This window comes from Sphingomonas sp. BRN-1R, from assembly GCF_057748035.1.
Genome location: NZ_CM173236.1, coordinates 3330878 through 3343885, shown reverse-complemented (window position 1 = coordinate 3343885; position 13008 = coordinate 3330878). Strand labels below are relative to the sequence as shown.

Annotated in this window: 8 protein-coding genes; 4 read left to right on the top strand and 4 right to left on the bottom strand. The window is 66.8% G+C overall.

The window, feature by feature from the left end; translation table 11 throughout:
- Positions 1–4 precede the first annotated feature (4 nt).
- The 4 genes from AC3ANX_RS15645 to AC3ANX_RS15630 form a co-directional block, all read right to left on the bottom strand.
- On the bottom strand, positions 5–1306 hold the full coding sequence (locus AC3ANX_RS15645; protein ID WP_488334182.1) for a cation:proton antiporter: 1302 nt from the start codon (positions 1304–1306) through the stop codon (positions 5–7).
- A 28-nt stretch (positions 1307–1334) separates the two neighbouring features.
- Positions 1335–3830: a glycoside hydrolase family 3 protein gene (locus AC3ANX_RS15640; RefSeq protein ID WP_488334181.1), complete on the bottom strand. Its 2496-nt coding sequence runs from the start codon at positions 3828–3830 to the stop codon at positions 1335–1337.
- An 85-nt stretch (positions 3831–3915) separates the two neighbouring features.
- Positions 3916–5145: an MFS transporter gene (locus AC3ANX_RS15635; protein ID WP_488334180.1), complete on the bottom strand. Its 1230-nt coding sequence runs from the start codon at positions 5143–5145 to the stop codon at positions 3916–3918.
- Entirely contained in the window at positions 5145–6161 is a 1017-nt protein-coding gene (locus AC3ANX_RS15630; RefSeq protein ID WP_488334179.1) for a LacI family DNA-binding transcriptional regulator, read from the bottom strand. The genes AC3ANX_RS15635 and AC3ANX_RS15630 overlap by 1 nt, the downstream gene beginning before the upstream one ends.
- 282 nt (positions 6162–6443) lie before the next feature.
- Between AC3ANX_RS15630 and AC3ANX_RS15625 the strand changes: the two genes are divergently transcribed.
- The 4 genes from AC3ANX_RS15625 to AC3ANX_RS15610 all read left to right on the top strand — a co-directional run bounded on the left by AC3ANX_RS15625 (position 6444) and on the right by AC3ANX_RS15610 (position 12961).
- A complete protein-coding gene (locus AC3ANX_RS15625; protein WP_488334178.1) occupies positions 6444–9644 on the top strand; it encodes a TonB-dependent receptor in 3201 nt (1066 codons plus the stop codon).
- A gap of 79 nt (positions 9645–9723) precedes the next feature.
- Positions 9724–10464, top strand: coding sequence for a SapC family protein (locus AC3ANX_RS15620; protein ID WP_488334177.1), 741 nt, complete (start codon positions 9724–9726; stop codon positions 10462–10464).
- Complete coding sequence (locus tag AC3ANX_RS15615; RefSeq protein ID WP_488334176.1) at positions 10461–11423, top strand: cupin-like domain-containing protein; 963 nt, start codon at positions 10461–10463, stop codon at positions 11421–11423. The genes AC3ANX_RS15620 and AC3ANX_RS15615 overlap by 4 nt, the downstream gene beginning before the upstream one ends.
- Before the next feature lie 23 nt (positions 11424–11446).
- Positions 11447–12961, top strand: coding sequence for a tryptophan halogenase family protein (locus tag AC3ANX_RS15610; protein WP_488334175.1), 1515 nt, complete (start codon positions 11447–11449; stop codon positions 12959–12961).
- Positions 12962–13008: the final 47 nt, after the last annotated feature.

The following is a 13008-nucleotide window of genomic DNA, read 5'->3' as shown; positions in this document are numbered from 1 at the left end:
CGTCTTAGGAACGCGCCGCCGATGATTTCACGACGCCGGATCCGTTCGCGCCGACCTGTCCCAGTTCATCCCGCGCACGCGCGGCGCGACCGTAGACCAGTTCGAACAGCGGCGTGGCCATGAACGTCGTCACGATCGCCATGACCGCGAGGATCGAGAACAGGGTCGGACCGATGATCCCGCGTTGCAGACCGATGTTGATGATGACCAGCTCCATCAGCCCGCGCGCGTTCATCAGCATGCCGATGGCGAGCGCAGTGCGATTGTCCTGCCCGGTCAGGCGCGCCGCCGCCCAGCACGCGCCGGCTTTGGCGGCGATCGAGCACGCCAACACGGCGGCGGCGATCAGCAGCAGATACGGCGATCCGACGAGGCCGAGTTGCGTGTTCAGTCCGGAGCAGGCGAAGAAGATCGGCACGAGCGTGGCGGTGACGAATGGCTCCACCTGCCGGCGGATGCCGTCCGCCAGCGCGCCGCGCGGCATGGCGATGCCGAGCAGGAAGCCGCCGAACGCCGCGTGAAGCCCGATCGCGTCCATCGCGCACGCGCTGGCCATGAACAGCATCAGCACCACCGCCAGCATCGGGCCGTCCACGCCGCCGTCGCGTTCGGCGCGCGCGGCGCGCGGTGCCAGCAGGCGCGGGCCGAGCATCAGCATCACTCCCGCGAGCAGCCCGCCGCCGATGACCGTCTTCAGCGCATCGCCCGCACCGCCGCCGAAGCTGGCGAGGATCAGCGCGAGCACCCCCCACGCGGCCGCATCGTCGATCGCGCCCGATGACAAAGACAGCGCGCCGAGCGGGGTTTGCGACAGCCCGCGATCCTGAACGATCCGCGCCAGCACTGGAAATGCGGTGATCGAAATGCAGGCGCCGGTGAACAACGTCGCCTGCGCCGCGCTGACGCCGGCGCCGAACAACTGCTCGCCAAGCAGCCACGGCGTCAGCGCGAGCGCCACGAGGAAGGGCGCTGCCATGCCCGACAGCGACACCGCAACGGCGCTGCCCGCATTCGCCCGGAAATGATCCTTGCGGAAGCCGAGCCCGACCATGAACATGTAGAGGCCTACGCCGAGCTGCGCGACGACGAACAGGATCGTCCTGGTGTCCTTCGGGAACAACTGCGCCTCCAGATGCGGCGCGATGAGGCCGAGCAGCGAGGGGCCGAGCGCCACGCCCGCGATCATCTCGCCCATCACCTCCGGCTGATCGAACAGCCGCCGCATGATCCACCCCGCCGCCCGGCAGGCGGCGAGGATGACGAACAGCTGAAGGAAGAACGCGACGCTCATCTCACCGTGTGCCATGCGACCGTCCTATCACGGCGACATCGTTTCACGAGCCGCAGGCCAGCACCGTGTCGGCGACCGTTCCGACCGATACGCGCGAGATACTCACTTGGAACGGCTGCGCGGTGCTGAGCCGGAACGGCGTGTCGATCTTCGCCATGTCCGCCGATTTGGCGAAGCATTTCAGCGGAATGCCGACCGTCTGCCACGTGCCGACCGGCAGCTTGGCCGGCGTGATCGGCACGCCTGCCGAGCAGGTCGGCCCGCAGCCGACACCGATGACGAGATCGGCGGGCGCGGCGCTCTCGATGCGCATCGTCGTGAGCAGCAGGAGGTCGCCGTTCGTCTCGCGCTTGAGGTCGATTGATGTCTGGGTGTGCAGTTCGATCAGCTGCGGGCCGCCGCCCTTTAGCGCGAAGTGGCGTGCGCCTTCCTGCACCTCATGGTCGATCGCGGTGACGGTGATGCGGCCGCCCAACGCCTGTGCGGGCACGGTGGTGATGCGCGTCACGCCGACCACGCCGTCACTCACCTGGAGTGACCAGCCCGGCTGCGCCACACCGGCGGCGAGATAGACGCCGGTGTTGCTGTCGTCGACCACGCCGGGATCTTCCGACAGCGGCTGCCACGCCGCGCGCGCCTCGTGCCCGGTCAGGCCGTAGCCGAGTGGGTACAGGACCGGCCCGCCCGGCTTGGCGGTGCGTGGCCAGGCGGCGGGAAGCTTGCCGGTGAACGCCGCGCCGCCCGCGCCGAACAGCCGGTCGGCTACGCCGGCACCCTCCGTGCCCGGCAGCCACGCGACCACGAACGCATTCGCCGCGTTCAGCTCCGGGCTGACGAACAAGGGCCGGCCGGTCAGCATCACCGCGACCACGGGGATCCCCGCCGCCTTCAAGCGCCGCATCGTCTCGACCGGTTTGCGCAGTTCGGGGCGCAGTTGCAGCGTGCGCAGATCGCCTTGGAACTCGGCATAGGGGGTTTCGCCGAACACCACGATCGCGGCGTCGGGCTTGTGCGTGTAATGGCCGTCCGGCGCATATTCCGCATGGCCGCCGCCCGCCTTCACCGCCGCCTCGATCCCGGCCCGCAGGCTGGTCGCGCCGGGGAACATGCTCGCGGACAGGCCGGTGCCCTGCCAGCTGAGCGTCCAGCCGCCCGACTGCCGGCCGATATCGTCCGCGCCGTCCCCGGCGACGAGGATGCTGGCGGACGGTCGGAGCGGCAGCACGCCCGTATTCTTGAGCAGCACCAGCGACTTCGCCACCGCCTCGCGTGCGATCGCGCGGTGCTGTGCCGAGCCGAGCTCGCGCCAGTCGCCGGCGAGCGGACGCGACGAGGGCTTGCCCATCTGGAGCAGCCCGAGCCGCAGCTTCACCCGCAGGATGCGCGCGACCGCATCGTCGAGCCGCGCCATCTGCACCGTGCCGTCCTTCACCTGCGCGATCAGCGAGGTGTAGAGCGCCTTCCAGCTGTCTGGCGCCATATACATGTCGATGCCGGCGTTGATCGCCTGCGGGCAGCTTTCGTTGGTGCAGCCGGCGATCTGGCCGTGCGCGTTCCAGTCGGTGACGACGAAGCCGCCGAAATGCATCCGATCCTTGAGCACGCCCGTGACCAGCGCCTTCTCACCCGCAATCTTGCGGCCCTGCCAGCTCGAAAAGCTCGTCATGATCGTGCCGACGCCTGCCTCGACCGCGGGGATATACGGCTTGCCGTGAATGTCGCGTAGCACCTGTTCGCTGATCTTCGCGTCGCCCTGATCGTGGCCTTCGAAGGTCCCGCCGTCGCCGATGAAATGCTTGGTGCTGGCCAGCACGTGCGGCCCGGTGAGGATGCGGCTGCCGTCGGGCGGCCCTTGCAGCCCCAGGATCATGTGCTGGACATAGCTGGCGACCAGATCGGGATCGGACGAATAGCCTTCATAGGCGCGGCCCCAGCGATAATCCTGCGGCACGGTGATGGTCGGTGCGAAGGTCCATTCCTGCCCCGTGGTGCGGATCTCAGCGGCGGTGGCGGCGCCGATCCGCTCGATCAGGCCGGGGTCGCGGGTCGCGCCGAGGCCGATATTCTGCGGGAACAGCGTCGCGCCGACGATGTTGCTGTGGCCGTGCACCGCATCGGTGCCCCACAGGATGGGGATGCCGACACCACCATGCGACGTATCGGTCGAGGCCGTCCACAGCCGGTCGGCCAGTTCGAGCCATTTCGGCGCGGGCGCGAAATCGTCACCGCCCGGCCCGGCATTGCCGCCGTTGAGCACCGAGCCGAGATGGTAGCGGCGCACCTCGTCCGGCGTCACGTCGGTGATGTTGGCTTGCAGGATCTGGCCGACCTTCTCTTCGAGAGTCATGCGCTCGAGCAGGTCGGCGATGCGCGCCTCGTCGTCGGGCAGCGCGCGCAGCGGCCAGGCGGCGCTCGGCCAGAGGTCGGGGTGGATGGTCGGCACCGGCGCTGCCGGGGCGGTGGCGGGGGTCTGGGCGGGCAGGGCGGCTGCGCCCGCGCAGGCGATGCCGAGCGCCGCCAGAACGATCTTGTAGGTCATGTCCTCTCCCCCCGCAGGCGCATCACAGGGCCGCGCCGGCACGCTTCAGCTTTGTCGTAATCCTGACAACGTTGACAGGGCTATGTCAAGCCGAGGCGTGGTCGATCGGGGTGTAGAACGTCGCGAAAAAAAGGGTCGCGCAGGCGATCAGTGCGGCCATGCCGAACACGCCGAGCCACGGCCCGAGCAATATAAAGACCAGGATCTGCGTCGCCAAGGCTTGGGCGAGTTTGCGCGAGATTGTCGCCACCGCGTAGATCTGCGCGGCCGATCCGCCGGCGCCGGCCTGTTCGACGGCGGTCACGGTCATGGGGACGATCGACCAGACGATCACCGACAGTCCCTGCCCGGCGACGATCGCGAGCGTCACGCCAAGCAGCGACAGTGCGATCACCACACCGCTCAGCCCCGCAGCCGCGCCGAGCAAGGTCGCCGCCAGCATGAGCGCCGCCGCCCGCCGGAGCGTGGCGGCCGAGCCGATACGCGACGCCAGCCGCGCCCATAAGGGCGCGGTCAGCAGCAGCGACAACGCGGGGAGCAACGCTGCATAGGCGCCCCAGCGCCGCGCGCCGATCCGGTCGAACACGAACAGCAGCGACACGTTGATGAGCGATACGGCCAGCCCGGCCACCAGGATCGTGACGATCAGCCGTCGCAATGCGGGAGAGCGTCGCAGCAAGGTGAGGGCGCCCGACGCAACGCGATGGTGCGACGTCGGCACCACACGCTCGCGGGTTCCGAAGGTGGTGGCGAGGAAGGCGGGAACCGCCATCGCGGCGAGGAGCAGCGCGCCCGGCGCGAACTCGCCGCGCCCGCCGGTGGGGAGCAGCGCATAGACGAGCGCGGCGACCAATCCGCCCAGCGCGGCCGCCTGCATGCGCGCGCCGGTCAGGCGGAGGTGATCGGCGGGATCGGCTGAAATTCGTGCGGTGAGAGCTGCATAGGGAATGTTGCCGATGCCGTAGGCGCACCGCAGCGCGAGATAGGTGACGAGCGCGTAGGCGGGCACATGCGCCGCCGGAACCGGCGGGGGCGCGAAGGCCGCGCCGAGCAGCAGCACCGATAGCGGGCCGCCGATCGACACCCAGGTTCGCAGCGGGATCTGCGGGGCAAGCCGGTCGGCGACGATGCCGACCAGCATGTCCAGCACCCAGTCCGCCGCCGCGCCGGCAAGGAAGATCGAGGAGGCCGCCGTTGCGCTGAGGCCGAGATACCGAATGTAGTAGAAGAGCAGGTACAACTCGATTGACTGCCACACGGTATTAAAGCCGAAGTCTCCGGCCGCGTACGACCAGACCTCACGACGTCGCAGCATTACGACACGCGCTTAGGCGACGCGGTGGATTCGCGGATCAGCAGCTGGTGCGCGTGCAAGATGCGGGGCGTGACTTCGCGCTCCTCAAGTTGCGCGATCACCATCTCGGCGGCGGCGACCGCCATTTCGAACACCGGCTGGCGCACTGTCGTCAAGCGCGGCCACGTGATTCGTGACACCTCCGAATCGTCGAAGCCGACGATCGACACGTCCTCGGGGATCGACAGGCCGAACTCGCGCGCGGCCATCATCGCGCCGACCGCCATGTCGTCATTCTGCGCGAGAATCGCGGTCAGGCGATCGCCGCGCGCGAAGATGTCGCGCGCCGCGGCGAGGCCGCTATCGAAGGTGAACATGCCCGGCTCGATCCGCTCCAGCCGCATGTCGATGCCCGCACTGTGCAGCGCCTGCATATAGCCGAGCATCCGCGCCTCGGTGGAGGCATGGGTCGGATCGCCGCGGATGATCGCTATTTCGCGGTGGCCGAGGCCGATGACATGCTCGGCGATCTCGCGTGCGGCGGCGACGTCGTCGATCAGGTTGCTGGGTGCTGCGTCGATCAGCCGGGTCGGGACGATGCGCGCGCAGACGATCCGCGCATCACGCAACTGGTTGAGAATGATCGGATTGTCGGATGCCGGCGGCGCCAGTACGACGCCATCGAGCGCGGCGGAGCGCAACATGCCGACCACTTCGCTGGCATGTTCGGCGACCGAGCGGATCGGGATCACGACCAGACGGTAGCGGCTGCCGCCGAGACGTTCGAGCACGCCCTGCTGCAAATCGACGACATAGCTGGGACTGGGATTTTCATAGACCAATCCGATCATGTTCGATTTGCGCTTCACCAGCGCCTGCGCAAACACATTGGGGTGGTAGTCGAGCGTGTCGGCCGCGTTGCGTACGCGTTGCTTGACCTCGGCGCTGACATGGGGTTCGCCGTTTAGAACGCGCGAGACCGTCTTTGCGGAAACGCCCGCCAGTCGCCCGACATCGACAATCGTGGTGCGCTTCATCCGCTCTTCCGTCGCCATTCGCCCAAGCGATACCCGCAACGGGACATCCGCGCCAGTGAGGCAGACTGCGTTGACATACCAACCCAGCCCGGAACCTCGGCGCAAACGCCGGGGATTGCCGTCTCACTCGCCTCTTTCTTTCAGTGTCGGCCGCGCATATAGCGTTTTTGCGTTTGACAACGTAGGACAATGTTGTAGCGCTAACATCTACGATCCCGAAACAGGGACTCGGACATAAATCGGCGCGCAGCCAAAGGCCGCGCCTTGGGAGAGGGGGACTTAATGAAGAGCCGGAATCACTCGCCTGCACTGGTTTGCTCCGTGTCGCTTATCGCGGTGGTGACCGCGCTCGCGTTACCGCGGGCGGCGTTTGCGCAGGACTCCACGGTGTCCGCGCAGCAAGGCACGCCGCAGGCCGATACCGCCGCCGCTACGCCCGCGCCGGAGAAGGGCGCCGTCGCCACCAATGCCGTGCCGGACACCGCCGCTGCTGCCGCCGACGATATCGTCGTCACCGGCGTGCGCGCCAGCCTCGAGCGCTCGATCGCGATCAAACGCAACTCGACCGGCATCGTCGATGCGATCTCCGCCGAGGATATCGGCAAGTTCCCTGACACCAACCTCGCCGAATCGCTTCAGCGCATCACCGGCGTGTCGATCGACCGCGTCAACGGGCAGGGCGCGCAGGTGACGGTGCGCGGCTTCGGGCCGAGCTTCAACCTCGTCACGCTGAACGGCCGCACGCTCGCCTCGTCTTACGCGCAGACGGTCGGCGGCGACGAGAGTGCCGACGGTACGGTCGGCGTGACCCGCTCGTTCGACTTCTCCAACCTCGCCTCGGAAGGCGTCAAGACGCTGGAGGTCTACAAGACCGGCCGCGCCGCCGTGCCTTCGGGTGGGATCGGCGCGACCATCAACGTCGTCACGCGCCGCCCACTGGATGCGCGCGAGTCCGGCTTCAACGGCAGTGTCGGCGCGAAGCTGAACTACGACACCAGCGCGAGCGACTGCGTCGATTGCGGCTCGGTCGTCACGCCGGAATTCACCGGGCTCGCTAGCTGGTCGAACCCCGGCCAGACCTTCGGCGTGTCGCTGTTCGGCAGCTATCAGGAGCGGCACTTCTCGACCGTTTCGGCCACGTCGAACGACTGGAACATCCGCACCTACAAGGACTTCATCGATCCCGCCAACGGCTTCGTCAACGCCGCCACCAAGATCAACAACGCGCCGACTGATCCGAACCATCTCGTCTCGGTGCCGAACGACAGCCGCTATCACTTTTCCGACGACAAATATCAGCGGCTGAACGGGCAGGCGATCGTCCAGTTCAAGCCGACCGATGCGCTCACCATCACCGCCGACGCGCTATATGCGCGCACCAAACAGGAGGAGCAGCGTTCGGACGAGGCGAACTGGTTCAACCGCCCGTTCGATGTGGTCACGTTCGACAACAATCCCGCCGTGGCGACCACCACCTACCTGCACGAGACCATCGCGGGCGTGAAGGACGAGGATTTCGAGCAGCAGTCGCGCGCGCAGAAGAACCAGCTTGAGGATTACGGCCTCAACCTGAAATGGGATGTCGCCGACAACTTCACGATCGCGATCGACGGCCACTACGGCAAATCGTCGGTGCTGCCGAACAACCCGGACGGCACCAGCTCGACGCTGGTCGGCACGGGCGCGAACGTCGTGTCGGCGCATTCGGTCGATTTCAGCGGCCCGATCCCGGTGCAGGACGAGGTGTTCAACGACACGCTGAAGGGCAATGGCAACGGCGTGTTCGACGTGGGCGATGTCGGCTCGTCGATCGGGCGGACCTACACGACCAGCCAGCGCCAGAAGGTTAAGGAAGGCCGGATCGACTTCGGGTGGGATCTGGGCGGCGGCAGCCGGTTCGATTTCGGCGGCCTGTACCGCGATACCGACACCAACCAGCAGTTGATCTCGACGCAGCAGACGCTCGGCAACTGGAGCGTCGATCATCCCGGCGACGTCAACCAAGTCGCGCCGGGCGTGCTCCAGCCGTTCTGTTTGCTGTGCAAGTTCAGCGCCTATGATCCCAACGCGACGGGCGTGAACCTCGACGCGTTCCGCGGCAATGCGGTCACGCTCTACAAGGCGCTGTCGGCCTATTATGCGGGGCAGGGCAACGCGGTTGGCTTCACCGCGCGCCAGAACAACACCGTCAAGGAGACGATCTACGCCGGCTATGCGCAGGTGACGTGGAAGGGTGAGCTTGCCGGGCATAATACCAGCCTGGTCGCCGGCGCGCGTTACGAGCACACCAAGGAAGAGGCGATCGGCATCCAGTATCTGCCGAACACGATCAGCTGGGTGTCCGACAACGATTTCACGATCAACCTCGCCAACACGCCGTCGACGTTGCGGGGCACCGGATCGTACGACAACATCCTGCCATCGTTCGACTTCCAGATGGAGCTGAAGCGGAACCTGATCGGCCGCTTCTCGGCGAGCCGAACGATCGCGCGGCCGAACTACGACAATCTGTTCGCGTCCTATTCGATCGCCGTACCGCCACGCCCGACCGCGCTCGGTGGGGTGGCGACCGCCAGCACCGGCAATCCCGGCCTCGCGCCGCTGATCTCCGACAATATCGATCTGTCGTTCGAATATTATTTCAAGCCCGACACCTATTTCTCGGTCGGCTTCTTCGACAAGCGTGTTCACAACTTCATCGGCTCGGGCCAGTCGCAGAGTCCGCTGTTCAGCGTGCGCGATCCGAGTTCGGGCGCGGCGGGCACGATCTCGGGGCAGGCGAAGGCGGCGTTGACCTCGCTCGGCGCGGACATCAGCGACGTCAACCTGTTCACCTACTCCGCCTTGTTGCTGCGCGACGGCACCGCATCGGCGGCGACCCAGTTCCAGCAGCATTACAATCCGTCCACCAAGTCGATCGACCAGGCGTTCATCAACACGGTGCTGTCGGCGGTTGACCTGAACGGCACCGCCGCCGATCCGTTCTACAACTTCACCGTGTCGCGGCCGATCAACAACAAGGATGCGGAGCTGTATGGCTTCGAAGTCGCCGGTCAGTATTTCCTCGGCGATACCGGGTTGGGCGTGTCGGGCAGCTTCACCTATGTGAAGGGCAATATCGGCTTCAACAATGCCGGCGATCCCAATATCGACCAATTCGCGCTGACCGGCTTGAGCAACACCGCTAACGCCACTTTGATCTACGACAAGCACGGTGTCTCGGCGCGGCTCAGCTATAACTGGCGCGACAGCTTTCTGACGTCGCTCAACCGCGACAGCTACAAGAACCCGGTCTATACCAAGCCGTACGGGCAGCTCGACGCCAATATCAGCTACGATCTGAACGAGCATGTCGCGCTATCGGTCGAAGGCATCAACCTGACCAACGAAAGCCTGCGTACCTATGGCCGCTCGGTGAGCAACCTGTGGTTCGCGCAGGAGCTGAAGCGGCGCTTCCTGTTCGGCGCACGCTACAAATTCTGATAAGGGGGCGATGCCCGGGGTGCGCGCATCCCGGGCAAAGCGCCGCCATGAAACAGGCGGCGAAGCCTTTGGGGGAGCGATGACCGGAACGGTTCTTCTGAACAACATCACCCATGCCGATCTGCGCGTGGCGACGGGCTATGCGGCGCGGTTCGGGGATGCGGTGAACCAGTGCGTGGTGTTCCCGACCGAATTCGACGAGGTGCAGCGCGACTATCCAATCCTGTTCCGCAAGGATGTGGGCGGCGCGTTCTACGCGGTGGCGCTGCTCGGGCTCGACCGCGACGAGAATTTGTTCCTGAGCGATGCCGGGTGGGACGCGCGGCATGTGCCGGCGGTCCACCAGCGCGGCGCGTTCAAGATCGGCATGGTCGATCGCGGCGCGGGCGAACGCGAGGCGATGATCCATGTCGATCTCGACCATCCGCGTGTGGGCGCGGCGGACGGGCAGCCGCTGTTCCTGCCGCACGGCGGTCACACGCCGTATCTCGACCATATCGTGCGGGTGCTTCAGGTCGTGCATGACGGGCTGGCGCAGCGCGACGCGATGTTCGCCGCGTTCCTGGCGGCCGACCTGATCGAGCCGGTCCGGCTCGACATCGCGCTCGACGATGTCACGCGGTACGACATTCCCGACTGCCATACCGTCAGCGCCGCGCGGCTGGCGCAGTTGGACGGCCCGGCGCTGCTGGCGCTCAACCGGTCCGGGTTCCTGCGGCACGCCTTTCTGGTCGCCTCGTCGCTCGGCAATGTCAGCCGGTTGATCGCGCTGAAGAACCGCCGCCGCGCCGGGAGCGTGTCCGCTCAGGTCGCCGCATGACGCCGTTCGACCCCGCCGCTCTGGTCGCGACGCAGCAGCCGGTGCTGCTGCGCGGGCTGGTGCGCGACTGGCCGCTGGTGCGCGCAGCCGATGCGCGCGCGGCGGCGGACTATCTCAAGTGTTTCTACACGGGCGAGCCGGTGGTCGGCTATACCGCGCCGCCGGAGGCAGGCGGACGGTTCTTCTACGACGATGCCATGACGGCCATGAACTTCACCGCCACCCGCGTGCCGCTCGACGACTGGCTGGACCGGCTGCTGCGCGCTCCCGACGCGGCGATGTATGTCGGCTCGACCGATCTCGACCGCTACCTTCCCGGCCTGCGCGCCGAGAACGATCTGCCGCCGGGCATCTTCGGCGCGGCGACGCCGCTGGCGAGCATCTGGATCGGCAACCGCACCGTCGCCGCGACACATTGGGATGCATCGAACAACATCGCGTGCTGCGTGGCCGGACGGCGCCGGTTCACGCTGTTCCCGCCCGATCAGATCGGCAACCTCTATCCCGGCCCGCTCGAACCGACGCCGGGCGGGCAGGTGGTGAGCATGGTCGATCCGCGCGCGCCCGATCCGGCGCGCTACCCGCGCTTCGCGCAAGCCGCGCGTGCGGCGCAGGTGTTCGACCTCGAACCAGGCGACGTGCTGATCTACCCGGCCTTGTGGTGGCACAATGTCGAGGCGCAGAACGATTTCAACATCCTTGTCAACTTCTGGTGGAACGATGCGCCGCCCTTCGCGGACTCGCCGATGACGACGTTGCTCCACGCGCTGCTGAGCCTGCGCGACCGCCCCGAGGCCGAGAAGCAGAGCTGGCGCGCGCTGTTCGATTATTATGTGTTCGGCCCCGCCGAGCGGTCGGCCGAGCATCTGCCACCCCACGCCCGCGGCGCGCTGGCGCCGCTCGACGAGATCGGTGCGCGGCGACTGCGCGCGCAAGTGCTCCAGCGGCTGAACCGGTGAGCGACCCCCTAATGGAGCCCGCAATGCAGCACACGCCATCGTCGCGCCAGATCGTCAAACGCGTGGTGGTCGCCGGCGGCGGCACGGCCGGGTGGGTGACGGCGACCGCCCTGGTCCGGCATCTCGGGCCGCTGATCGACGTCGTCCTCGTCGAGTCGGACGATATCGGTACGATCGGCGTCGGCGAGTCCACCGTCCCGACCTTCAAGGGCTTCCACACGCTGATGAAGGTGAAGGAAGACGTCTTCATGGCGGCCACGCAGGCGACCGTGAAGCTGGGCATCGAGTTCCGCAACTGGGCGCGGATCGGCGATCGCTACATCCACCCGTTCGGCCTGCTCGGGCGCAAGTGGAGCTGGATGGCGGACTTCCACCATTTCTGGCTGCATGCGCGCGCGAAGGGCTTTGGCGGCGACCTCGGCGAATATTGCCTCGAATATGTCGCGGGCGAGGCGAACCGCATGTCGCTCGCGCCGCCGCTCGCGCCCAGATACGCCTATCATATCGACGCGGCGCGCTATGCCCGCTTCCTGCGCGGGCTTGCCGAGCCAGCCGGCCTGCGGCGGATCGAGGGCAAGATTCGTAACGTCGAACGCGACGGCGAGAGCGGGTTCATCGCCGCGCTGGTGCTTGAGTCCGGCGAGCGCGTCGAGGGCGATCTGTTCATCGACTGTACCGGCTTCCGCTCGCTGCTGCTCGGCGGTGCGCTGGGCGTGCCGTTCGAAGATTGGGGCCAATGGATCCGCACCGACCGCGCGGTCGCGGTGCAATCTGCGTCCGAGGGGCCGAAGCAGCCCTATACCTCCGCGATCGCGCACGAGGCCGGCTGGCGCTGGCGCATCCCGCTCCAGCACCGCGACGGCAACGGCTTCGTCTTCGCGAGCGACTTCATGTCGGATGACGAGGCGCATGCGCGACTGCTCGCCGAGATCGACGGCGAGCCGATCGTCGATCCGTGGCTGGTCCGCTTCAAGACCGGCACCCGGACCGAGCCGTGGCACAAGAACTGTGTCGCCCTCGGGCTGGCCGGCGGCTTCATCGAGCCGCTCGAATCGACCAGCATCCACCTGATGATGGCGGCTGTGACGCGCCTGATCGAGGACTTTCCGTTCGACGGCTTCGACCTCGCGCTGGTCGGCCGCTTCAACGCCAAGTCGCGGCAGGAGTTCGAGAACATCCGCGACTTCATCATCCTGCATTACCATGTGACTGAACGCGACGATTCGCCGTTCTGGCGCCGCTGCCGCGACATGGAGATCCCCGACAGCCTGAAGGCGCGGCTGGCGCTGTGGCAGGAAAACGGGCGGGCCTACCATGTCGGCCACGAACTGTTCCTGGCGGACAGCTGGGTGATGGTGCTGCTCGGCCAGCGCCATTTCCCCCGCAGCTATCACCGCCTAGCCGAGATGATGCCGGAAGCGCAGTTGCGCGGTGAGTTGGACCGTATGCGTCTTGAAATAGGCGAACTGGTCGACAAGATGCCGAGCCATCCGGATTTTCTCAAGTCCTACTGCGCCGCGAAGGCGGTCGCGCGGTGATGACGTCGAAGGTTGTGTACGCGCATCATAGCATTGGGTGGCGCTAA